The 23,195-nt window shown below is 47.8% G+C and carries 20 protein-coding genes; 7 read left to right on the top strand and 13 right to left on the bottom strand.

Annotation, left to right across the window (positions count from 1 at the left end):
* Positions 1–1,011, top strand: a complete 1,011-nt coding sequence (gene hemB / locus CWB99_RS17840; RefSeq protein WP_138552303.1) for a porphobilinogen synthase — start codon at positions 1–3, stop codon at positions 1,009–1,011.
* Positions 1,012–1,151: 140 nt separating this feature from the next.
* Positions 1,152–3,872, top strand: a complete 2,721-nt coding sequence (locus CWB99_RS17835; RefSeq protein WP_138552302.1) for an ExeM/NucH family extracellular endonuclease — start codon at positions 1,152–1,154, stop codon at positions 3,870–3,872.
* Positions 3,873–4,013: 141 nt separating this feature from the next.
* Here the strand turns inward: CWB99_RS17835 and CWB99_RS17830 are convergent, their stop codons facing one another.
* From CWB99_RS17830 to CWB99_RS17820, 3 genes are all read right to left on the bottom strand, one after another.
* Positions 4,014–4,436: a hypothetical protein gene (locus CWB99_RS17830; protein WP_138552301.1), complete on the bottom strand. Its 423-nt coding sequence runs from the start codon at positions 4,434–4,436 to the stop codon at positions 4,014–4,016.
* A 299-nt stretch (positions 4,437–4,735) separates the two neighbouring features.
* A complete protein-coding gene (gene fusA, locus CWB99_RS17825) occupies positions 4,736–6,823 on the bottom strand; it encodes an elongation factor G (RefSeq protein WP_138552300.1) in 2,088 nt (695 codons plus the stop codon).
* Positions 6,824–7,156: 333 nt separating this feature from the next.
* Positions 7,157–8,458 carry a GntP family permease gene (locus CWB99_RS17820; protein WP_138552299.1) on the bottom strand — a complete coding sequence of 434 codons (1,302 nt, stop codon included), beginning with the start codon at positions 8,456–8,458 and terminating at the stop codon, positions 7,157–7,159.
* A gap of 129 nt (positions 8,459–8,587) precedes the next feature.
* On the opposite strand from CWB99_RS17820, the gene CWB99_RS17815 reads away from it, so the two are divergent.
* The gene (locus CWB99_RS17815) at positions 8,588–9,466 is read left to right on the top strand and encodes a hypothetical protein (RefSeq protein ID WP_138552298.1); all 879 of its coding nucleotides are present in this window, start codon (positions 8,588–8,590) and stop codon (positions 9,464–9,466) included.
* On the opposite strand, the gene CWB99_RS17810 is transcribed toward CWB99_RS17815, so the two are convergent.
* From CWB99_RS17810 to ylqF, 4 genes are all read right to left on the bottom strand, one after another.
* Positions 9,384–10,004 carry a hypothetical protein gene (locus tag CWB99_RS17810; RefSeq protein ID WP_138552297.1) on the bottom strand — a complete coding sequence of 207 codons (621 nt, stop codon included), beginning with the start codon at positions 10,002–10,004 and terminating at the stop codon, positions 9,384–9,386. The genes CWB99_RS17815 and CWB99_RS17810 overlap by 83 nt on opposite strands.
* Positions 10,001–10,162: a hypothetical protein gene (locus CWB99_RS24165; protein ID WP_171045386.1), complete on the bottom strand. Its 162-nt coding sequence runs from the start codon at positions 10,160–10,162 to the stop codon at positions 10,001–10,003. Before CWB99_RS24165 ends, CWB99_RS17810 begins: the two co-directional genes overlap by 4 nt.
* Before the next feature lie 75 nt (positions 10,163–10,237).
* A complete protein-coding gene (locus tag CWB99_RS17805; protein WP_138552296.1) occupies positions 10,238–10,927 on the bottom strand; it encodes a hypothetical protein in 690 nt (229 codons plus the stop codon).
* Positions 10,928–12,105: 1,178 nt separating this feature from the next.
* Complete coding sequence (ylqF, locus tag CWB99_RS17795) at positions 12,106–13,059, bottom strand: ribosome biogenesis GTPase YlqF (protein WP_138546011.1); 954 nt, start codon at positions 13,057–13,059, stop codon at positions 12,106–12,108.
* Between the two features lie 169 nt (positions 13,060–13,228).
* Here ylqF and CWB99_RS17790 point away from each other — a divergent pair, with 169 nt between their 5' ends.
* From CWB99_RS17790 to CWB99_RS17780, 3 genes are all read left to right on the top strand, one after another.
* Positions 13,229–13,591 (top strand): hypothetical protein, encoded by a 363-nt coding sequence (locus tag CWB99_RS17790; RefSeq protein ID WP_138552294.1) that lies wholly within the window; start codon positions 13,229–13,231, stop codon positions 13,589–13,591.
* A gap of 77 nt (positions 13,592–13,668) precedes the next feature.
* Positions 13,669–14,208, top strand: a complete 540-nt coding sequence (locus CWB99_RS17785) for a YaeQ family protein (protein ID WP_138552293.1) — start codon at positions 13,669–13,671, stop codon at positions 14,206–14,208.
* A 30-nt stretch (positions 14,209–14,238) separates the two neighbouring features.
* Positions 14,239–14,844: an alpha/beta hydrolase gene (locus CWB99_RS17780; RefSeq protein ID WP_138546008.1), complete on the top strand. Its 606-nt coding sequence runs from the start codon at positions 14,239–14,241 to the stop codon at positions 14,842–14,844.
* On the opposite strand, the gene CWB99_RS17775 is transcribed toward CWB99_RS17780, so the two are convergent.
* Positions 14,838–15,047, bottom strand: a complete 210-nt coding sequence (locus CWB99_RS17775) for a hypothetical protein (protein WP_010384994.1) — start codon at positions 15,045–15,047, stop codon at positions 14,838–14,840. The two genes, CWB99_RS17780 and CWB99_RS17775, sit on opposite strands and share 7 nt — an antisense overlap.
* Positions 15,048–15,328: 281 nt before the next feature.
* The gene (locus CWB99_RS24825) at positions 15,329–15,451 is read right to left on the bottom strand and encodes a hypothetical protein (RefSeq protein ID WP_283235369.1); all 123 of its coding nucleotides are present in this window, start codon (positions 15,449–15,451) and stop codon (positions 15,329–15,331) included.
* A 65-nt stretch (positions 15,452–15,516) separates the two neighbouring features.
* Between CWB99_RS24825 and CWB99_RS17770 the strand changes: the two genes are divergently transcribed.
* On the top strand, positions 15,517–15,984 hold the full coding sequence (locus CWB99_RS17770) for a Dps family protein (protein WP_138552292.1): 468 nt from the start codon (positions 15,517–15,519) through the stop codon (positions 15,982–15,984).
* Between the two features lie 52 nt (positions 15,985–16,036).
* Here the strand turns inward: CWB99_RS17770 and CWB99_RS17765 are convergent, their stop codons facing one another.
* The 4 genes from CWB99_RS17765 to CWB99_RS17750 form a co-directional block, all read right to left on the bottom strand.
* Complete coding sequence (locus tag CWB99_RS17765; RefSeq protein WP_138552291.1) at positions 16,037–16,453, bottom strand: hypothetical protein; 417 nt, start codon at positions 16,451–16,453, stop codon at positions 16,037–16,039.
* Between the two features lie 87 nt (positions 16,454–16,540).
* Positions 16,541–18,598, bottom strand: coding sequence for a S9 family peptidase (locus CWB99_RS17760; protein ID WP_138552290.1), 2,058 nt, complete (start codon positions 18,596–18,598; stop codon positions 16,541–16,543).
* 157 nt (positions 18,599–18,755) lie between these two features.
* Complete coding sequence (locus tag CWB99_RS17755) at positions 18,756–21,932, bottom strand: efflux RND transporter permease subunit (RefSeq protein ID WP_249331981.1); 3,177 nt, start codon at positions 21,930–21,932, stop codon at positions 18,756–18,758.
* Between the two features lie 15 nt (positions 21,933–21,947).
* Positions 21,948–23,114, bottom strand: a complete 1,167-nt coding sequence (locus CWB99_RS17750; RefSeq protein WP_138552289.1) for an efflux RND transporter periplasmic adaptor subunit — start codon at positions 23,112–23,114, stop codon at positions 21,948–21,950.
* Positions 23,115–23,195: the final 81 nt, after the last annotated feature.

Here is a 23,195-nt window from a genome sequence, read left to right as displayed (position 1 = left end):
GTGGCTCAGTCAGGACTGGATCTTTTTCCTTATACGCGCATGCGTCGTATGCGCAAAAACGACTTTTCTCGCCGTATGATGTGTGAAAACACACTGACGGTAAACGATCTGATCTATCCGGTATTCGTTCTGGAAGGCAAGAACCGCAAAGAAGCCATTCCTTCTATGCCAGGCATTGAGCGCCTGTCGATTGATTTATTGGTAGAAGAAGCAAAAGAACTGGTAGCGTTAGGCGTTCCAGCCATTGCGATTTTTCCGGTTACGCCGGCCGACAAAAAATCCTTACACGCTGAAGAAGCCTATAACCCCGAAGGGCTTGCTCAACGGACCGTACGCGCCCTGAAAAGTGAATGCCCCGAACTGGGAGTGATCACCGATGTGGCACTGGACCCGTTCACCACCCATGGCCAGGATGGCATCATCGATGATGAAGGCTATGTGATCAATGACATCACGACGGAGATACTGGTTAAGCAGGCGCTGTCTCATGCCGATGCCGGTGCTGATATTGTCGCCCCGTCAGACATGATGGATGGACGCATTGGCGCCATTCGCGATGCACTGGAAGAAGCCGGACATATCCACACCCGCATTATGGCTTACTCCGCCAAATATGCCTCCAGCTATTACGGCCCGTTCCGTGATGCGGTCGGTTCAGCAGGCAACCTTAAAGGGGCAGATAAGAAAACCTATCAGATGGATCCGGCCAATTCAGATGAGGCACTGCGCGAAGTTGCACTCGATCTGCAAGAAGGTGCCGACATGGTCATGGTTAAACCGGGTATGCCCTACCTGGACGTCGTACGTCGTGTTAAAGATGAGTTTGGTGTACCCACTTTTGCTTACCAGGTCAGTGGCGAATATGCCATGCATAAAGCTGCGATTGACAACGGCTGGCTGGCAGAAAAGCCAACCATTATGGAGTCATTACTCGCCTTTAAACGTGCCGGTGCCGATGGCATTTTGACCTATTTCGCAAAGCAAGCCGCTATCTGGTTGAATGATAAATAAATAATAGGTAATTATTAAAAAAGGAGCAATAAATTGCTCCTTTTTTGCATTTTTCTGATTAACATTGTGTCATTTTTGTGTAACATAGCCCCCGTAAGCTTATGTACCCATTTGGGTTTAAACTACACACGGGAAAAAACATGATAAAAACAAAATTCACTCCACTGGCACTTCTTGTGGCCGCAGCAACTGCCCCTGTGCAGGCTCAGGTCATCATGTCAGAGTACATTGAAGGCAGCTCAAACAACAAAGCAGTTGAGCTTTTCAATACTTCAGAAAACGCAATATCACTCGATGGCTACACGCTGAGTTATTATTCAAATGGGGGTACCGATCCCTCTAATACGATTGAGCTAAGCGGCGAAATTGCTGCAGGCGGTACCTATGTAATCGCCAACAGCAGTGCAGTCGATACTGTACTCAACGCTGCGCAGCTAACTATTGGCGGCAGCTGGTACAATGGCGACGACGCAATTGTGCTGCGCAATGGCGATACTGTTGTGGACAGCTTCGGCCAGGTTGGCTTTGACCCGGGCAGTAAATGGGAAAACAACGGCGTTGCAACCCAAGATAAAACACTGCGCCGCAATATCGAAGTAAAGACAGGCCGTACCGCCTTTGATGCTGAGTTTGATCCTAGCGCCGAGTGGGTACAGTTCGATAAAGACGATTTCAGTGGCCTGGGTAGCCACAATGGCGACACCGGCGGTGGTGATGGCGATGATAAGCCAGAGCCTTTGGTCTGTGGCGACGCAAGTACAAAAATTAATGAAATTCAGGGCAACACAGATGAAAGCCCGCTAAAAGATCAGGTTGTGACCATTGAAGCCGTTGTGACTGCTGATCTTCAAGAAGACAACCAGCTCAAAGGCTTCTTTGTCCAGTCACTGGCAGCGGATATGGACGAAGACAGTACGACCTCAGAAGGTCTGTTTGTATACTACAAAGATGTCGATGTTAAAGTAGGCGACCAGGTTCGCGTACAAGGTACCGTTCAGGAATTCTACAACGCAACGCAATTAGGCAATGTCACGCAACTTGAAGTATGCGGCAGCGCCGATGTTCAGGCACAGATGCTGACTCTGCCTGTAAAAGAAGTAAGCGATCTGGAAGCGGTTGAAGGCATGCTGGTTAGCCTGTCTCAGGATATGGTCGTTGCGGATACATACAATCTGGGCCGTTATGGTGAAGTTGGCCTGGCAACAGAGCGTCTTTACCAGGGCACACAGGTGGCACTGCCTGGCGATGCAGCCAACGCATTAGAAGCTGAAAACACCAAAAAATTCCTGCTAATGGACGATGGCTCTACTGTTCAGAATCCAGAAGTGATCCCTTACCCAAGCACAGGTCTGGATGCCTATAAAACAATCCGCCTGGGTGACACAGTCACTAATCTGGAAGGGGTTATTGCCTATAGTTTTGGCAAGTATCGCCTAAACCCAACTAAAGCGCCGACTTTCAACAACACCAATGAGCGTACTGAAGCACCTGAGCTCAAAGGTGAAGGCGATCTGCGTATTGCCAGCTTCAACGTATTGAACTATTTCAATGGCGACGGTCAAGGTGGTGGCTTCCCGACTCCTCGTGGTGCAGATACAGCTGAAGAGCTGGTGCGTCAGGAAGCGAAACTGGTCTCTGCAATTACGGCACTGGATGCAGACGTGGTAGGTCTGATGGAACTAGAAAACGACGGTTTCGGCGAGCATAGCGCAGTCGCAGATCTGGTGAAAGCCATTAATGCTGAATCTGAGCACACCTATGCCTATGTCGACTTTAACGCCTCTCAGATTGGTACAGACGACATTACAACCGGTATTATCTATCGTACTGACACGGTTGAAGAAGCGGGCACAGCCAGCTTTACCACTGCAGCGCCATTTGACTATAGCAACCGCCCACCAACAGCACAGAGCTTCCGTAAGCTAGACAACAACGAAGAATTCACGGTTGCGGTTGCGCACCTGAAATCTAAAGGCTGTGGTAGTGCAGAGGGTGACAATGCAGATCAGGGCGACGGTCAGGGTTGTTGGAACGCTATCCGTACCGAAGGCGCCAATGCATTCGCAGATTGGCTTGCAACTAACCCTACCGGTAACGACGATGCTGATGTGATTCTGGTTGGCGACATGAATGCGTACGCAATGGAAGATCCAATGCGCGCATTCGAAGACAAAGGCCTGAGCAACGTCATAACGCACCTGGATAGCAATACGCTGGGCTATTCTTACAACTACTCTGGTCGTCTGGGCAGTCTGGACCATGCCGTTGCTTCTCAGTCTTTGCTGAGCAAAGTAACCGATGCAACAGATTGGCACATCAATGCCGATGAGCCACGTATGCTGGATTACAATACGGAATACCGTACCGACGCACAAATCGCTGAGCTGTATGCCGAGCACGCTTATCGAGCATCAGATCACGACCCAGTGATCATCGAAGTGAAAACCGTTGCAGGCGAACCGCCGGTCGATCCTCGCCCGGTCATTGCTGAAGGTCAGCGCTTCACTGTTGATGAGAATACACAATTACAAACAGTTATTGGTATGCTGGACTTCTCTGATGCAGATTCGGCGGTCACGCCTGTAGAACGCTTTATTGTCACTGGCACCAATGTCATCACAGTAAACGCATCAGGTCAGCTGCTTGTAGCAGGTGAGTTAGACTATGAATACGATAATCGTATCGAATTCATGGTTCAGGCGCAGGACAGTGCAGGTAACCTGTCAGAGGCGGTTGAAGTGGTTGTCAATGTCAGAGACGTCAAACAAGGCGATGACAACGACGATGATGATTCAGGTAGTTTCGGCTGGCTGGCACTGTTAGCAGCGCCTCTGGCATTACTGCGTCGTCGCACTAAGTAACCAGTCACTGTAAATAGATAGACAGACTGAATCATCAGGTTAAGTCTGTACTATAAAAATAGAAAAAATGCGCCAGAAGGCGCATTTTTTGTTTGCTCTCAGTTTTTACACCAGGTCACCTTGTGTGGTGATTTGGTATGTTCAAGCTTTAACTTGGTTGCTGCTTTCCAATACCGGTACAGATAGCAGCTGAGCAGCTTTTTGCAGCTCAGCATCATCAATAGACCAGTAGGGAAATGCTAATTTTCGGTTGTTACTAAGCACAACCCTTAAACAACGCAACGGACCCAGCTTTTGTCGCTCGAGTGATACTATTTCATCTGCATGCACATACTGTGTTTTCATCCATGTACGATAGCAAATTCCTGCTTTATCGATATGTACAAAGCGCTTATTGGTGAGTGTCGTCACTACAACCAATGCAACAACCAATAACGCTAAAACCATCAATGACGACGCAATCCCATTTAGGGCCACCAATGTCATCATCCCATAACACAATGAAATACCACATAACGTGGCTAACACGGCAAACCAGCTGATATCCAAATCTATGGTTCTCATGAGTACCTCCCAATTTTACTCAATTACAGGCAGAATCAACAGAATCTGAGTTCTAATGATAAAGTTGCAGAGTTCCTAAATCAAGTCCGTTTGTGTTATTTTTAGCAATAATTAGCGATTAATTTCCACGCAGGGTCGGGGTATGATTTTATTTATATTTGTGCCTAAGTAGCATGCGAACTATTTAGATGAGTGATAAGGAGAGTTTTGGCGCCACGGGATTTAACACGCCGCATCTTACAGTAACAAGCATTAAAAAGGCCGCAAATGCGGCCTTTTTTCAGAAATCAGTCAACTAATTACTTAGCAGCTTTTTTCTCTTTCTCTGCTGCAATTACTGCGTCAGCAACGTTTGCCGGGCAAGGTGCATAGTGAGAGAATTCCATTGAGAACTGACCACGACCAGACGTGATAGTACGCAGGTGACCAATGTATCCGAACATTTCAGATAGTGGTACTTCACCTTTGATACGTACGCCAGTTGCGCCAGCTTCCTGGTCTTTGATCATACCACGACGACGGTTAAGGTCACCGATTACGTCACCTACGTTGTCTTCTGGAGTGAACACGTCAACCTTCATCACAGGCTCAAGAAGCTGAGGACCTGCTTTAGGGATTGACTGACGGAATGCGCCTTTCGCTGCGATTTCGAACGCGATTGCTGATGAGTCAACTGCGTGGAAACCACCGTCGAACAGCTCAACTTCAACGTCTAGTACTGGGAAGCCAGCCAGAACACCTTCGTCCATCATCATCTTGAAGCCTTTCTCAACTGCTGGCCAGAATTCCTTAGGAACGTTACCACCAACAACTGAAGATGAGAAAGTGTAGCCAGAGTTAGGCTCACCAGGCTTGATGCGGTAGTCGATCTTACCGAACTGACCAGAACCACCAGACTGCTTCTTGTGCGTGTAGCTATCTTCAACTTCTTGCGTGATAGTTTCACGGTAAGCAACCTGAGGCTGACCAACGATTAGTTCAACACCGTAAGTACGCTTAAGGATGTCAACTTTGATGTCCAGGTGAAGTTCACCCATACCTTTCAGGATGGTTTCGCCTGAATCTTCGTCAGTTTCAACCTGGAATGACGGATCTTCTGCAACCATCTTACCAATCGCGATACCCATCTTCTCGTTACCACCTTTGTCTTTAGGTGCTACCGCGATAGAGATTACCGGATCAGGGAAGATCATCGCTTCAAGTGTACATTCGTGCTTAGGATCACATAGAGTGTGACCAGTTTGAACGTTCTTCATGCCTACAACCGCGATGATGTCACCCGCTTGTGCTTCAGTCAGTTCGTTACGCTCGTCTGCCTGCATCTCAACCATACGGCCGATACGCTCTGTTTTACCAGTTGCAGAGTTAAGTACTGTGTCACCTTTTTTCATGCGACCAGAGTAGATACGGATAAAGGTCAGGGCGCCGAAACGGTCATCCATGATCTTAAACGCAAGCGCTTTAAGCGGCTCATCTGCAGAAACAGTTGCTACTTCACCAGTAGGCTCACCTGTTTCTTTGTCAGTCAGAGGCTGAGGGTCAACTTCTGTAGGCGCAGGTAGGTAATCTACAACCGCGTCTAGTACCAGCTGCATACCTTTGTTTTTGAACGCAGAACCACAGTAAGTTGGGAAGAACGCCAGCTCGCGAGTACCTTTACGGATACATGCTTTGATTTGCTCAAGAGAAGGCATTTCACCTTCCATGTACGCTTCCATCAGGTCGTCGTCTTGCTCAACCGCAGTTTCGATCAGCATTTCATGGTATTCTTCAACTTTGTCAACCATGTCTGCAGGAACGTCTTTGATTTCGTAGTTTTCTGGAAGACCAGTCTCGTCCCAAACGTACGCTTTCTTTTCAAGTACGTCTACAACACCACAGAACTCGTCTTCGATACCGATAGGCAGAGTCATAACCAGCGGGTTAGCAGCAAGTACTTTCTCAACCTGACCAACTACGCGGTAGAAGTCTGCACCCATACGGTCCAGCTTGTTTACGAAGATAACACGAGCAACTTCTGACTCGTTCGCATAACGCCAGTTAGTTTCTGACTGAGGCTCAACACCGCCAGATCCACAGAATACACCGATACCACCGTCAAGTACTTTCAGTGAACGATATACTTCAACTGTGAAGTCAACGTGTCCAGGAGTATCGATAACGTTTAAACGGTGGCCTTTCCACTCACAAGTTACCGCTGCTGATTGGATTGTAATACCACGCTCAGCTTCCTGCTCCATGAAGTCAGTAGTAGACTCACCGTCATGTACTTCACCCGTTTTGTGGATTTTACCAGTAAGCTTTAGAATACGCTCAGTGGTGGTAGTTTTACCCGCATCAACGTGCGCGAAAATACCAATGTTTCTGTATTTCGATAAATCTGCCATTGTTTTACTCTATTTAAAGTAGAAAAATTATTCGGCGGGAGTATATCACCTCTTTAGGCGAACATCATCCTTCAAGTCGTCTAAAATGCAATCAATTTGAGAAAAAAGTGGTTTATCGTGGAATGTATTTTGCTTATGGGGCTTTTGTATGCTCCAAAACACCGTCAGATAAAGGCTGCCTCTGTTTTAATGGGTAATAAAAACCCCGCGAATGGCGTAAATAAGCGGCCATTTTCATGACTTAAATGACCTGCTTACTCTGCTCCTGCTTTCCCAAATCAGGGGCTAAACGACTCAATACTGTTCAGGCAAAAGCGCCTGCCTGCAAGTCATTTAAAACCAAATAAATAGCCCGAGAATAAGCCCCACACCCAATAATGGAACCAGCACCGTCAGTACCGCTAATGGCCAGTACGCATCCTGATGCTTCTCCCCGCAAATTGCCCGTACGGTCGTCACAACATACCCATTGTGTGGCAAGGTATCGAGCGCCCCAGAGCTGATAGCCACCACCCGATGCAGCTGATTGGCATCGACGCCTAAGTCCAGATAATGTGGCGCAACCAGTGGTAGCGCAATGGCTTGCCCGCCCGACGCCGATCCTGTCAGTGCCGCGATTACACTCACCGCAATGGCAGCGCCAAGCAATTCATTGCCGGGGATACTGGTCATCAGGGCAACAGCTTCATTAAACGCTGGCGTGCCTTTGGCTACCGCGCCAAAGCCCACCACCGCAGCCGTATTCCCGATTGCCACCAAAGCGCCAGTGGTGCCAAGATTGACCGCCTGAGATAAATCGCGAAAGTGCTTAAAATTAATCGCTAAAATAGTGAGTACTCCCCCCAGCAGAGCAACGATCAGCGCGTTTTGTTGCAGTGCACCATGCAAGGTAAAGGACAATATAAGCACGACCAGTAAAGGCAATAAACCCGTGATTGGATGCGGCAAGCGTCTCTGAACCTGCTCGGGATCATCCTGGCGGGCTACAAAACTCTCACCGTTCGCCACTGCGCGACGGATCATCCAACTCAACAGCATATAACCTAATCCCGCCATAAAGATGGCTACCACCAGACTCTCCTGCCAGGCTGCATAGGGCGATGTACCCAGGTACTTGATGGGGATCCAGTTTTGAATTTCAGGTGAGCCGGCTGAGGTCATCGTAAAGGTCACGGAGCCAAAGGCCAGTACGGCAGGGATAAAGCGCCGAGGCAAATTCGCATCTTTAAACAAACTCAAAGCCATCGGATAAACAGAAAAAGCCACGATAAACACACTGACACCGCCGTAAGTCAGCAGCGCACACGCCAGTACCACGGCAAGTACCGCGTATTTCATGCCGATTTTGCCTATCACGTAATGGGCAATGGCATCAGCCGCCCCGGTGTCTTCCATGAACTTGCCAAACAAAGAGCCCAGCAGAAACATTAAAAACCAGGCTTGCAAAAATCCGGCAAATCCGGCCATATAAAGAGACACAAAGGGTTGTCCTGAGGTGCCATTGAAAATGGCAATATCACTGGTCAGGGCCACAATCAATGCACACAAGGGCGCAGCGATAAACAAGTTGACCCCGCGCAGGGTAAGGCCTATCAGTAATGCCAAAGCACCAATTAAGCCAAGCAAACTTAGCATAAATATCCTGTTTATTTTTTGTTATTTAAGGTTAGTTATACGGCAATTTGGCACTGGGATCGAGCACCCATCATGGAATATGTCTGACACATACTGTCGACGGTAAAACAATCAATAAGGAGTCTAACAATGCCTAAGCGCCACATCTTTCTTGGTTCGATACTGGCACTCATGACCAGTGTTGCCATTCAGGCATCTGAACGCGCAACCTGGCTATGGAAAAAAGGGGGCGACCCGCTGGGTGCTTCCTCTATGATCACCGCACAATCTGAACAACAAACCTTGATTGATTTACTGCAGCAACAGAGTATTGCTGTTGTCTATGGTTCCTATGGGCAATATACATCGACTCACCCTCAGGCCGTCGCACAGTGGAATCAAACACTTGCAACACAGGGGATTCAGTCACACTATCTGATGGCACAAAACACCTGGGTTTTTCCAAACAACCACAGCAAGATGCTGAGTAAATTACAGACCCGTTTTATCGACTACCAGCACAATGCTGCGCCTCATGCTGAATTTACGGCGCTTCACCTGGATATTGAGCCCCATGCACTGACTGAATGGAAGCAAGGCACGCCCCAGTCTCGCCAGGCGTTGTTGTGGCAGCTCATTGATACATTTAAAGCAATCAGAGCGCAGCTGGATAATCAAGGGATGGCGCAGTTAAAGCTGCATGCCGATATTCCCACCTGGTATGACAGCTCAGCCAAAATTGATTGGCCAGATCAGGGCGCCGCCTTTTTTGCGGCGCTGAGTGAGGTGTTAGATAGTAATTCAATTATGGCCTACGAGCGGGATAACAGCACTTCTATATTAAATGCGACCGTTACTGAGCGTGCACTGGCCTCATCCACATTTTCGGTGAGACTGGGCGTGGATGTCAGTGAAACCTGGGAAAACCCGACACATTTACACCAGGTCATTGACGAACTGGAAGCCGCGCAGCAGCGTGTCGATATTCACGATGCCACCGACTACTATTACTGGCTGCAAGCACACTAAGCCCGCGCCTTTGCTCACCCAGATGCTCGCATGTCAATGTCACCTGTACATGCGACGCCATAGTTTTCGTCTGCTCTGTGCACTGATAATTCGCTTTTTGTGTAAACTCGCGCAGTTTCTGTTCGTCATCAAGCTCATCTGCATCCTGTTTGTTGACCTGATAAGTGACCGAGAAAACGCCGGGGCTGAGCGTGGTAAAGTGGAAGTTGTCATTTGGAGTACATATGGCATCTAGGTTACACACACTTTGTGGTATCACCGCGCCAGACTCAGATGTAGACCCGATAACAACAAGATCAAATACTCTTAGGTCATAGCGCTCAAGTTCTTCCAGTGTGACATCTATTTCCAGTGTTTTAGCTATGCTCTGAGACTTGGATGTACACCTTTCACCATCCTGGCAGGATAATAGCTGATCTTTGTTCCTTGTTGTAAACTGAACGCGTGGCATTGCCAGTTCAAAGTCACGCACCATCTGCCGTTGAAAACGGCGGTTATCACACTGCGCCTGGCAGTCTGCCCAAAATCGTAAGTTCACATGTTGATAACTCTGTGTTGAAGGTGAGAACTCGACATAAATTGTGTGGCCCTGAGAGTGGAAAGCAGCCAGCTGGCTTTGACATCGAAAGAGGCGTGTGCTGCGGCAGGTAATACCAGACACGCGGCCAGTGCATAAGGCGTAAAATGAGACTCCATAATTTCATTCCTTGTTTTTTAATACGGTTATCTTTAACGGGGGTTGACCATGTTGCAAGTCCTGTCACCTGACAGCTATTGGGCATTATGGTGGCACGTCAGTGTCACCTCTAGCTCGGGCAGTGCCCCGCTCACTTGCTCAGTACACTGATAGGCCATTTTTTCAACGTGTGCCAGCAGTTGTTGCTCGTCTTCTTGCTGATCAATATCATTTCTATCGGTTTTATAGTGCACCTGAAAAGTCGACGGACCAAGCTGAGTAAAAACAAAGTTTTCATTTATCAGAAAGTTATGACCCTCATCTACATTAAAGGCACCGTTCGGCATGAGTATGCCTGAATCCTGCCGATTATAGGACAACCTAAGGTCAAACACGGGTAAATCAAACCGTGAAAATTGTTCAACAGAAAACAGAGTATCAAACAACACCCTGATCTGCTTTCCCCGGTACTCACATCCGGATGTATCTTCACAAGACCAGGTCCTGGAAGGTAGTGCATTTATTGTATCGGACCGCAATTGGGCTTCAAACTCACGTACTATCGCTCTTTGCACCTGACGTTTATCACACGCCTGGGTACAGTCAGACCAAAAACGTAGTTTAAAGGGTAAGACCTTATAGTTCGTATGGAGCATATCCACATAAAAAGTGTGACCCTGTGCATTGAAAGAGAAACCCACTGGCACCTCAACAACAACCTGCTTTGCCCAAGCCGGGACGCTCACAGCGCTCAGCACCAGTATTGCAGCATTCAAACCCTGCATCTAAAACTCCTTTTTGTTTTTGTTATACTTTTCAATACTTTTGATCATATCACCAACAAAAAAGCAAACAAGGCGTAAAATATGAGTAAATTAATAAATTCACGACATTAATATGGTGCAACTTAACCCTCACAAGGAAAGTCGCACAGCCCCATTCAAAAACAAAAAACATAAATGAGAATTATTTTCAAAAACATATTGACAGGCCCCCAAATCTAATTGATAATCAATCTCAACAAGGTGATGTGACGGTTCATTTTGTTACTCTAATTGTTTCTCGACCCTGAAACGCGTGTTGCGCACGATAACAGCACTGGTTGTTCATGAGTTACATTGACGCCCCTTGGTGTAACTCAACAACCACCTTATATTTTACTTGCTACATTGCTCATATCGGTGACGGTAGATATGAACTCAAAAAGCCCTCCTCAGGGCTTTTTTCATTTCCGGTCTAAAAACAGACTAGGTTTCCACAAACACATCACAAAGAACACTGCCATGAAAGGTAGTATGGCGACGAGCTACGCTTAATTTGGAAACACCAAACTAAATGAGAATTATTTTCAAAAAATAATTGACAGGCACACAGATCTAACTGATAATCACTCTCAACAAAGCGGGATTGACGGCTCACTTTGTTGCAGTACGTATTTTGTTTCTCGACCCTGAAACACGTGATGCACACGTTAATTGCACAGGTTGCAGGTGAATAACATTAACGCCCCTTAATGTGGTTCACAGGCAACCAACTTACTATTTTACTTGCTACATTGCTCATATCGGTGACGGTAGATATGAACATAAAAAGCCCTGCTCAGGGCTTTTTTTATGCCTGAAATTTGCGGCTTGATGATCCAACCACCAAAACGCAAATGAGAATTAATTTCAAATAGGTATTGACACTTGATTGGATCTAACTGATAATCATTATCAACAAAGAGAGGTTGACGGCTCAATTTGTTGTAGTACTCAGTTTGTTTCTCGACTCAGAAATACGTGTTGCTTACGCAAAAAGCTCTGGTTGCAGGTGAAAAACATTAACGCCCCTTAATGTGGCTCACAGGCAACCAACTCACATTTTACTTGCTACATTGCTCATATCGGTGACGGTAGATATGAAATCAAAAAGCCCTGCCCCGGGCTTTTTTTATGCCTGATTTTTTTATTCAACCCACGAATTAACGACGGTTTTTACGCGCACGAGCACGACGCTGGCGTTTTTCTTCCTCTTTGGCCGCCTTTTTCGCTTCTGCCGCCTGACGCAGTTGCGCAACCATTTCTTCCTCTTCATCACGCATTTGCGGTGTTTCCATGGTGATGCGACCTATGATGGCATCGCGGAGCTCGTTGATCAGGATCTCCGACATTTTGTGCGTATCCACCTGGTTGCCGCCACGAATACACCCTCGCTTTCTCCCGGCCATTTCAATAAAGGTCCAGTCACACTCAGGCAACTCGTCAATTTTATATCGAGCCTGTAAAAGCTGTGGATATGCCTGCAGCAGATATTCGGCAGTGTAACTGGCTACTTCTTCATAGTTGATTGCAGTATCACGAATAGCTCCGGTTGCAGCCAGGCGATAGCCCGAGTTTTCATTTTCAACTTTTGGCCATAACATGCCCGGTGTATCGTACAGCATAATGCCGTCTTCGAGCTTAATGCGCTGCTGGGCTTTCGTCACCGCGGGTTCATTGCCCGTTTTCGCGACGATACGCCCTGCCAGAATATTGATCAGTGTCGATTTGCCGACATTGGGAATACCCATGATCATGGCCTTAAGCTGCTTATCCTGACCGACTTTATGCGGCGCCAACTTTTTACATAACGCGTTAATACGCTGAACGTCATTGCCTTTATCATGGCCAAATGCCAGGGTTTTCACCCCATCTTCACGTTCAAAATAGTCCATCCAGGCCTGTGTCAGCTCGGGATCGGCCAGATCAGCTTTGTTCAGAATTTTGATGACCGGCTTATCACCACGCAGCTGCGCGACCATAGGGTTTTCACTGCTGTAAGGAATGCGGGCGTCCAGTACCTCAATAATCACATCCATCTGCGGCATGATCTCTTTGATCTCATTGCGCGCCTTGTTCATATGTCCGGGAAACCACTGGATACCTGTTCTGCTCATCGTTTTCTACCTTATTAAATCTGCTTGTGTCTGGTTCAATGGCTCGAAAAACACACTATTTAGTTTGCCCAGCCGCGCGACACATGAATAACGCATAGTGTACTATAAACCGCGATATTGGGGATAGAATAAGCAGCCACACATCTCTGGGCAGTAAGGAGTATGTATTTTGAACAGTAACTGGGACAGTGCAGCGGTAAAAAGTGTTTTTTACACCGGCCTGCTGCTCTTGCTGGGTATGGCGACCCTGATGGTTGATGATTTACTCAGCCCAATGAAAATGGTGGGTTTGCTTACCAGTTTCGCTTTATTATCCGCGTTTTACCTTGCTTTCTCTTTGGTCGGCTGGCTCGTCATCGGTTTGCCGGTTCACTGGCTGTGCAGCCGCTATACCCAGGGTCACCTTTTGTACTACGCAACTCTGCCTGGGGCTGTTTTACTTCTCACTCTTATCTACAACGGGCCATGGCTATTGCCCGGCTGCGCGCTTGCTCAGGCCTGTCTGTTCCATTACCACCTGAATAGTCGCTAGCGGACATCCACATCACTTTCCCCGCACAAACTGGGCAATTACCGATATAATGGCATTTTTGCTTTATTGGACAGGCAATGGCACTCAAATCAACTATTTTAAAGGCCAATCTCTCGCTCAGCGATATGGACCGTCATGTATATCAGGACATCGGTGTTACCTTGGCACAACACCCATCGGAAAACGCCCAGCGTGTGATGGTGCGGCTGCTGGCGTTTGCGCTGGAGTATCAGGACGGACTCAGTTTCAGTAAGGGCTTATGTGTCGAAGATGAGCCGGATATCTGGCTGAAAAATTACAGTGATGAAATTGAACTGTGGCTCAGTGTGGGTTTACCCGAAGAAAAGTGGCTTAAAAAAGCCAGCAATCGTTCTAAACAAGTGGTACTTTATACCTATGGTGAGAACAATCAGGGCCCATGGTGGCAAAAAAACCAGAACACACTGCGCCAGTACACGAACCTTAAGGTCATCAGCTTGCCTTACAGCGCCACCAGCGTAATGGCTGAGATGCTAACTCGCACAATGGCCTTGACAGTCACGGTACAGGACGGTGAAATCTGGTTCAGTGATGAACAACACAGTGTGCATCTGATCCCGGAAACATTGCAGGGATAACCTCACCCGGATGCACAAGAGGTAAGCACAATGGCAGTAACCAGAGTCGTCGTTTTACATGGATTGTATATGTCAGGATTTGTCATGCGCCCGCTGTGTGAGCGGCTGGAAAAGCTCGGCTTCGAGATCCTAAACCTCAGCTATAACACGCTGACGCCAGACAAACAGACTATCTTTGCGCAGATAGACGCCTTTGTTGCGGGCCATGATGCAGCACTGGTTTGCCACTCAATGGGTGGACTGGTTGCCCGAGATTACCTCACCCACCAGTCTGAGGCCAGTCAGGCTATCAGCAAAGTCATCACGCTGGGCACCCCGCACAAAGGCAGCTATATCGCCAAACATATGCATGACCATGGTTTTGATATGGTGCTCAGAAACAGCGTGGAATACTTGCTCAGTCAGCAGCATAACTGGCCATTCAAAGCCAAGTTATACAGCATCGCCGGAGATCTGCCAATTGGCCTGATGCCGCTGCTGAAAAAAGGCAGTCGCTCAGATGGTACTGTGCTGCTGGATGAAACTAAGTTAAAAGGCATGGCCGAGCACAAAATCTTTCGTCTCAGCCATACCACCTTAATTTACTCTCGTACTGTGCTCAACTACATCGTTGAGATACTACAGCGATCTCAGTGATCGCCATTTGCTGCTATTTTGTAAGCCACCAATGCGATGATCCCGACAATCAGGGGGATCGGCGCAGCAATATAGCCGAATGCGTCTGAATTCGCGTAACTTGCACCTGCCAGGTGGCCGACCAGACCAACCACAAACGTCAGTAGTGCAATAACAACCACAGCAATTTCAGATTTATGTTGAGAAGGGGTTTTACCTTGCATGATACGCTCCTTGGGTGTGGCACCTGTATACTGTGCTCTGACACGCCTAAAAAAACTTAGTGAATGGCTCAGATGTGCGTTTCAGATAACCTCGGTTCAATCCACATCTTCCGCCTGCTGAAGCCATTATGCGCCCCTTAGCCGGGGGAATTTTGACCTAAATCAAATTGCCACAGCGGTGAAAAAGCAACCTATTTTCTGCTTGAGATAGATCAACTTAGTGGTTGTTGTTATGGCCTCAAGTATCAAAGTGGCAAACTTTAAGCATCATTAAGTGCAGATTAAGCCGCTGTTGTATAAGCTTTTGTCCAACAGTGTGGCGCAGTCAGTACGGTGCTGTCTTCAATAATGTTGATGCCTGCAATCGACTTTTCCCATTTGGCATCTGCCGTCTTTTTAGTCACACTAAGAATCACTCAGACGCAACCTGTTTGCGTCTTCTTTTTTAACCGCAATACAGGAGTAAACTATGAGCAACAGCATTGGATTAGACAGCCAGAAGAGTCAGGCGTTAGTAAGCAACCTCAATATCCTGTTAAGTAGTTATCAGATCCAATATATGAACGCCCGCAGTGTCCACTGGAACATCAAAGGCCGAAATTTCTTTGAGCTGCACGTCAAGTTTGAAGAGATTTACAATCAACTTTTGCTTCAAGTAGATGAAATCGCGGAGCGTATTCTGACCATAGAAGGCACGCCGCTGCATGCTTTCAGTGATTATCTTGAGCACAGCCAGATCAACGAGGCCAAAGGGATCAGTGATGGCCAGGAAGCGGTGAAGTACCTGCTGGACGGGTTTACCACCCTGATAAAAATGCAGCGCGCCATTTTAGAACAAGCTGGCGATGCAAGTGATGAGGGTACCGCGGCAATGATGAGCGACTACATTAAAGAACAAGAGAAACTGGTGTGGATGTTAAAAGCTTATTTAGCCTAACAGGCTGACAAAGTTTGCAAAATGGAGGGGCTGAGCCTCTCCATTTACTTTATCATTCAGTCATCGATGCACTCAGCCAGGGTGCTGCATCACGATAATGCGGGTGCTGAATCAGATAAGCATCCGCATCAAGATAAAATAGCACTTTCACAGGCTGCTCCTGCCACAACCGCGTCAGCAACTGACGAGACAAGGCATTCACACCAATAAAATCGATTTCCTGATAACCTCGTTGCGCCACTTCTGAGAAATAGCTTTGCAGTGCCTCCATACTGTCCGACGTTGCCAGCTCACACTGAGCCAGATTGATCACAACTCGCTGCAGCGACCCCGCAGGAAAGAATGACACTTCAGTCACTGCCTGTTGCTCGAACGCCCGAACCCCTTCTCGGTTAAAAGCACCGATCAGATTCACAAAAATCACTGGCGGGGCAATATTAATTTGCCATTTTCCATGTGCTGCAAACATACCTGCTCTCCAAGTCTATTTTTCACATGATATGCCAGGTGACCCGCACACAGACTGATCTATATCAGTCTGTGTCAAAGCGCTCAATTAACGGGCGAGTAAACCAATGAAAAAGGCCATTTCAAGCGCCTTTTCGTGCAAGCTTTTAAAGCGACCCGACGCGCCACCATGCCCGGCATCCATATCGGTTTTAAACAACAACAGATTATTATCCGTTTTCAGTTCGCGCAATTTGGCCACCCATTTCATTGGCTCCCAATATTGCACCTGAGAATCATGCAGTCCTGTTGTTACCAGAATATTAGGATAGTCAGCGGCGCGCAGGTTGTCATAGGGTGAATACGCTAAGATAGTACGGTAGTCCGCCTCATCGTTCGGATTGCCCCACTCATCATATTCGTTGGTCGTTAGCGGAATGCTCTCGTCCAGCATGGTGGTTAGCACATCCAAAAAGGGCACGTGACAACCGATACCACGATATAACTCTGGCGCCTGATTCACCACAGCCCCCATTAGCAGACCGCCAGCACTGCCGCCAGAGGCAAACACTTTGTCCGCAGCACCATATCCTTGCTCAACCAAAGCCCGGGTGACGTCTTCAAAGTCATTAAAGCTATTTTGCTTATGCGCTTTTTTACCTTGCTCATACCAGTTACGGCCAAGCATCTCTGAACCACGAATATGCGCAATGGCATACACAAAGCCGCGGTCCAGCAGGCTCAATGTGTTAGTCGAGAAATTTGGATCTATGGTGATGCCGTAAGCACCATATCCATATTGCAGCAGCGGGTTAGTGCCATCTTTACTGAACTTATCTTTGCGATAAACCAATGACACCGGTACCTCGACCCCATCACGCACAGGGATATGTAATCGCTCAGAAGCATAATAGTCAGGGTTAAAGTCACCCAATACTTTTTGTTGTTTCTTCAGGGTCTTTTGACCCCCGACAAGCGCAAAGTCATAAACACTGCTTGGGGTTGTCAGGCTTGAGTAATAGATCCGAACGGTTTCGGCCTCTGGCTCGGGGTTATAGCCCAATCCGGCAAAAAAGCAGGCATCATCAAACTTAAGCTGATAACTGTTGCCCACGTAGTCATGTACAACAAAACGGATCTGACCCAGCTCTCGCTCCGTCACCACATAATGACTGTGGAACAGTTCCAAACCTTCAAGCAGCACCTGTTCGCGATGCGCAATCAACTCTTGCCACTGTTCAGGATTGGCCAGCGTCGCTTTGGTCGCACGTAACAGACGGAAATTTTTGGCTTCCCGGTTAGAGACCAGATAGTAATACTCGCCCAGTTTATCCAAGCCATACTCGTGGCCTGTGGTGCGGGTCAGTAAGCGCTCAAACTGACCTTGCGGTTCATCGGCCGACAACGCCAGGATGTCTGTGGTTTCCGTAGCAGCCAGATGAATGTAGATCTCGCTTTCATCGCGGCTTTTACCCAGACCCATATAAAACTGACGGTCCTGCTCTTCATATACCAGTTGATCATCGCTTTGCGGTGTGCCTAATACATGGCGATAAACCTGATAGCCCAGCAGAGTTTGCAAGTCTTTACGCACGTAGAACACGGTTTTATTGTCGTTGGCCCAGACCACTTCCCCTTCGGTTTCAGTCAGTACGTCACTCAGCATCTCACCGCTTTGTAAGTCTTTAAAACGCACAGTATAAATGCGCCGGCCGTCTGTATCTTCACTGTAAGCCAGCACATTGTCATTTGGACTAACAGCGATATCACCCAGTTCATAAAACTCATAAGCCGTGGCGAGCGCGTTGACATCCAGCAGTAATTGCTTGTCAGTCATGGCTTCATCGCTGCCACGGTAATGACGCGAATATTCATCGTCGCCACTGACCTCACTCATATACCAAAAACGCCCGTCCTTAACCGGCACCGTACTATCATCTTTGACAATGCGACCTTTCATTTCTTCAAACAACTGGTCCTGCAATGTTTTGTGCTCGCCCATCACCGCCTCACAGTAGGCGTTTTCAGCATGTAAATGGTCCAATATCTGCTGGTCCTGACGATTATCGTCACGCATCCAGTAGTAATTGTCTGTCCTTTGATCCTGGTGGTGGGTCATGATGTGTGGCACTTTTTTAGCCACGGGCGGGGTCAGCGTTTTGGTCACTCACTTGTTCCTAATTTGTTAAAAACCATTGTGACCTTAACATAGCAAATAAACGCCAGAGATGTCATTTAATTCACTGCGAGCCGCAAGATTCTAGCTGTAAAAGAAAAAGGCCAGCAAATGCTGGCCTCTGAACAGTCTGTCACAACGCGTGCAATTAGCTCGGGCGCTTATCCACGTTAAGGTTAAGCAATTGCTTTAGCCTGTTTAACATTAAAATGAAGACTTCTAAGATGAAAGCAAACACCTTAATCAGCAGGGCTTTTACATCAAGCAAAATGATATACAGGCAAGGAACCAGAATAAGTGTGATTAACGTTGCAAACAGCACTGCAAAGCCCAGTGATACCGCCATAGGTATAACAAACTTCGCCTGCAGGCTGGTTTCAAAGATAATCGGCATAACACCTGCGAAGGTCGTGATTGAGGTCAAAGTGATCGCACGGAATCGCGCACAACCCGCTTCCACAACTGCGTCTTTGAGTTTTACGCCTTCTTTGCGTACCTGATTCACATAATCCGTCATAACCAGCGAGTCATTGATAACCACACCCGCCGCTGCGATCAGACCATAAGTCGACATCATGCTCATATCCAAACCAAAGAACCAGTGTCCCCAAATAGCGCCGACCAGGCTGAACGGGATTACAGACATTATGATTAATGGCTGGCCATAACTCTTAAGCGGGACTGCCAGCAAGATGTAAACAATGAACATACCAGCAATAAAGAACATCATCTGCTCATTAGCCTGTGCCTGATCTTCTTCAATATCACCACCCAGTTCGGTTTTCACCTCAGGGAACTGCTCCAGTAATTTTGGCAGCAGATTTTTATTGATGTTTTCAACGACCTGGTTTGGCTCAATAACCTGTTCATCAATATTGCCGTAGATATAGACAGTACGATAGCCGTTTTCACGACGGATATAGCTCACCCCCGGGCGTTCAACAAATTCAACCACATCACCCAGCATAACGTCTTTGCCCTCAGGTGTTGTGATGACCGTGTGCTTCAGTGACGAGAAGGCCTCCCGGTCCAGTCGTGGATAACGTACCATAACCTTGATTTCTTCGCCGTCACGGATCACCCGCTGGGCTTCGCCACCATAGAAGCTCATGCCCACCTGGTTAGCAATGTCCGACAGGCTCAGTCCTAAATCATATGCAACCTGCTTCAATGCCAGCTGTACCTCTTTACTTTCAGGGTCAATACTGGAACTCACATCAAACAGACCTTTTTCCTGCTGTAGCATTGCAATGAACTGTCGGCCCGCAGCGTTGAGCATATCTATGTCCGGACCATACAGCAGATAACCGAACTCACCCTGTCCCTGACCTTCATCATTTACATCATCAATGACGAGCAAAGACTTTACACCCGCGATAGCAGGCATATTTTCGCGCCAGCGACGAGATAGTTCAAAGGCATCAAAGGGGCGGTCTTCCTCTTCAACCAGAACAGCCAGTACGTTACCCTCGGTACGCCCTTCGTTCCATACCATGATGTCCTTGATCATACCCTGACCAAACTCTCGCTCCACCTCTTGTTCAACATCCAGCATCATTCTTTCAATGGTGCTGAGCGCTTGTAGTGTTTGTGAGTCCGACGCATTGTCGTTTAGCGTCAGTTTCACCATAGGATAATCGTGTGGCACTTTAGGCATAGCAACAAAGCGAACCTGATTCGAGGTGATCAGCGACACACTCAATACCAGCATACCGATAAACCCACACAGCACGGTCCAGCGCCATTGCACACATTTTTCGACCAGGTTACGGTAAGGTCCATTAACGAATTCGAAGAAGCGTTTGTTAAATTTGGCACGCCAGCTGCCTTCACGCAAAGGCTTGAATTTAGTATGACCAATATGCGCAGGTAAGATCCATTTAGACTCGATCAGGCTGAATGCCAGACACAACATGACAACGATGGCGATAGACTTAAAGAATGCCGCTTCGGGTCCACTTGAGAGCACCATAGGCGCAAATACGGCCATGGTGGTCAGTACGCCGAAGGTGGCCGGCGTGGCAACCCGCTTAGCCCCGATCACTACATTATTCACGCCCGGTCCTTTACGTTCTATCTCCGTATAGGCCGCTTCCCCTATGACTATGGCATCATCGACCACGATCCCCAGAACCATAATGAACGCAAACAGGGAGACGATATTCATACTGATCCCAAACACTGGCATCATCATGATTGCACCCAGGAAACACACAGGCAGACCGACCATCACCCAGAACGCCAGTTTAAAGCGCAAGAAGATGGTCAGCATAATGGCCACCAGGATCGCCCCCTGGAACATGTTCTTTTTCATCATGTCCAGACGCGCTTCAAGATAGTAGGTCATATCAACAAAGGCTTTCAGTTCAACCCCTTCTGGCAGGGTCTTGTTCTTTGCTTCAATATAAGAGTGGATGGTATTGGCAATTGGCACCATGTTTTGATCATTGGTTGCCCTGACCGACAGATACGCGGCATTGATCCCGTTGAGTCTGAAGTAAAACTCACCTTCAACAAAAGCGTCTTTGATTTCAGCCACATCCTGCAACAGCACTTTCGCGCCGTTCGCGCCGACCTTGACCGGAATGCGGCGGAACTCATTACCGCGGTACTTCTGATTCTCGACCCGCACTGAGATCAGGCCAGCATTGGTGCGGATCTGACCTGCCGATACATTGGTTGAGTAACGGCTAATTGCAGCCGCCACCTCTTGCATTGACATGTTGTAACGACGTAATGCATCTGGATCGACTTCAATGGCAATTTCGTACTCAGGCGTATTCCGATCAACCAGAGAAATATTAGACAATTGCAGTAGCTCGTCTTCAACTTCTTTCGCCAACGGCTTGAGTTGCGTTAACGGCAGATCAGCTACCAGCGCCATCTGCACAACATCCTGTGTAAACTCAATTTGCTGTACTCGGATCGGTTCCATCGACGCCGGGAAAGTGGCAATACCATCGACCCGCGAGCGCACTTTATCGGCCACATCGGCCAGCTCAGCGCTGGTGTCTATTTCCAGCTGAACGCTCCCCCCGTTGCGGAACGAACGATAAACGGCTTTGTCTATCTCCGTCACGTCCTTAAGGGCTTCTTCGACTTTAATCAGGATACTCTCTTCGATTTCCTGTGGTGAAGCACCTGGGTAAGTTGCATTAACTGAGATCAGATTCAGTTCAATGCTCGGAAACATCTGCCGCTGGATCGTAAAGTAACTGATGATCCCCATGATGAGGATAAAACCCATCATCAGATTGGCAGCGACCGAGTTATTTGCAAAATAGGCGATTAGCCCTGTTTGCCTGGGTGTATGTTGTTCACTCATTGTCCGTCCCTGCCGTTATAGCTTTTCCAGGCTGGTGCCCTGTGTGTTTGACTGATCGGCCCCTGCCACTTTTACAGCCATACCGCGCTGTGGATATTCAGGTAAAGTCACGACCACTTTGTCACTGTTGCTCAACCCATCTGCAACCAGGAAATACTCCCCTTCTTCGCGGACAACTTGTACTTGTCTGGGTTCCAGTTCAGCATTGTCATTTAACAACCACACGGTTTGGTTATTCACCAGCTCCTGAGGTAAACGGTAAATCTGCTTGAGGGTTTTGCCCAGGAAGCTCACCTGAACATAGGTACCAAACTTCACTTTAGGTTGATCGCTGTTCAGACCATATGGGTCGTCAATACGCACCACCAGGTTGCTCATTCGGGTCTGAGTGTCTACCGTACCCAAGTCGCGATCAATGTATGCTTCGCGAGAAAAACCACTCACCCCTTTGTTGAATATGGTCGCTTTTGTCCCGCTGACTGTTTCTGGCAAAAATACAGAATCGAATCCAGCAATCGGGATCACCACTTCAGCTTGCTCAATGTTATTCAGCTGCGCCACAACACTGCCTGTTGAGACAAACTGACCCAGGCCTACGTCACGAGACACAATTAAACCATTGAATGGGGCGACAACGTCACAATTGTCCAGGTCACGCTGTGCACGCATCAGTGCTGCTTTGGCCGATTTAACCGCAGCCTTGGCACTCATTACCTGAGGCTTGCGTAAAAACAGATCGGTATGCTTTTTGTTTGGGAAGCGTTTGGCTTCATCTGCCGCTACCTCAGCCTGTGCCTGCTCTTCGATCAATGCAGCCTGTGCACTGGCTAACTGGGCTTCCGCTTGCAGTACCGCAGCTTCGTAGTTGTCTTTCTCAATGCTAAGCAACACATCGCCCTTAGCTACTACGCCACCTGCTACAAAGCTGGGGTGCCAGTACACGACCTCTCCTGCAACCTGAACAGACAATTGCGTTGTTTCCAACGGCATAACTTCGCCATAGCTTTGGATCAGTACCTGATGATCCTGTGCCTGAACCGACTCAACCTGTACCACCGGACGCGTATCTACGACCTGTTGTTCTTCTTCGCTTTTTGCCACCGCATTCACGGCTGCGAAACCTGCCCCCCCAAGGCCTAGCGCAACAAAGGGAAAGATCCATTTTAGTGCTTGTGCTTTCATGACTTTACCTATTGATATTTTCCTACCCACTATCTTACCAAGATACTGACGTTCAATAACGTGACATTTGTAAGAATCTGT

This window comes from Pseudoalteromonas rubra (assembly GCF_005887095.1).
GTDB lineage: Bacteria > Pseudomonadota > Gammaproteobacteria > Enterobacterales > Alteromonadaceae > Pseudoalteromonas > Pseudoalteromonas rubra_E.
Note: the sequence above shows the minus strand (reverse complement) of the source record. Positions and strands in the feature narration are given on the sequence as shown.

Coding starts and splice junctions, on each gene's coding strand:
- CWB99_RS17835 (WP_138552302.1), top strand. CDS start 1,152: ATGATAAAAACAAAATTCACTCCACTGGCACTTCTTGTGGCCGCAGCA.
- CWB99_RS17830 (WP_138552301.1), bottom strand. CDS start 4,436: ATGAGAACCATAGATTTGGATATCAGCTGGTTTGCCGTGTTAGCCACG.
- fusA (WP_138552300.1), bottom strand. CDS start 6,823: ATGGCAGATTTATCGAAATACAGAAACATTGGTATTTTCGCGCACGTT.
- CWB99_RS17820 (WP_138552299.1), bottom strand. CDS start 8,458: ATGCTAAGTTTGCTTGGCTTAATTGGTGCTTTGGCATTACTGATAGGC.
- CWB99_RS17815 (WP_138552298.1), top strand. CDS start 8,588: ATGCCTAAGCGCCACATCTTTCTTGGTTCGATACTGGCACTCATGACC.
- CWB99_RS24165 (WP_171045386.1), bottom strand. CDS start 10,162: ATGGAGTCTCATTTTACGCCTTATGCACTGGCCGCGTGTCTGGTATTA.
- CWB99_RS17805 (WP_138552296.1), bottom strand. CDS start 10,927: ATGCAGGGTTTGAATGCTGCAATACTGGTGCTGAGCGCTGTGAGCGTC.
- ylqF (WP_138546011.1), bottom strand. CDS start 13,059: ATGAGCAGAACAGGTATCCAGTGGTTTCCCGGACATATGAACAAGGCG.
- CWB99_RS17785 (WP_138552293.1), top strand. CDS start 13,669: ATGGCACTCAAATCAACTATTTTAAAGGCCAATCTCTCGCTCAGCGAT.
- CWB99_RS17780 (WP_138546008.1), top strand. CDS start 14,239: ATGGCAGTAACCAGAGTCGTCGTTTTACATGGATTGTATATGTCAGGA.
- CWB99_RS17775 (WP_010384994.1), bottom strand. CDS start 15,047: ATGCAAGGTAAAACCCCTTCTCAACATAAATCTGAAATTGCTGTGGTT.
- CWB99_RS17770 (WP_138552292.1), top strand. CDS start 15,517: ATGAGCAACAGCATTGGATTAGACAGCCAGAAGAGTCAGGCGTTAGTA.
- CWB99_RS17765 (WP_138552291.1), bottom strand. CDS start 16,453: ATGTTTGCAGCACATGGAAAATGGCAAATTAATATTGCCCCGCCAGTG.
- CWB99_RS17755 (WP_249331981.1), bottom strand. CDS start 21,932: ATGAGTGAACAACATACACCCAGGCAAACAGGGCTAATCGCCTATTTT.
- CWB99_RS17750 (WP_138552289.1), bottom strand. CDS start 23,114: ATGAAAGCACAAGCACTAAAATGGATCTTTCCCTTTGTTGCGCTAGGC.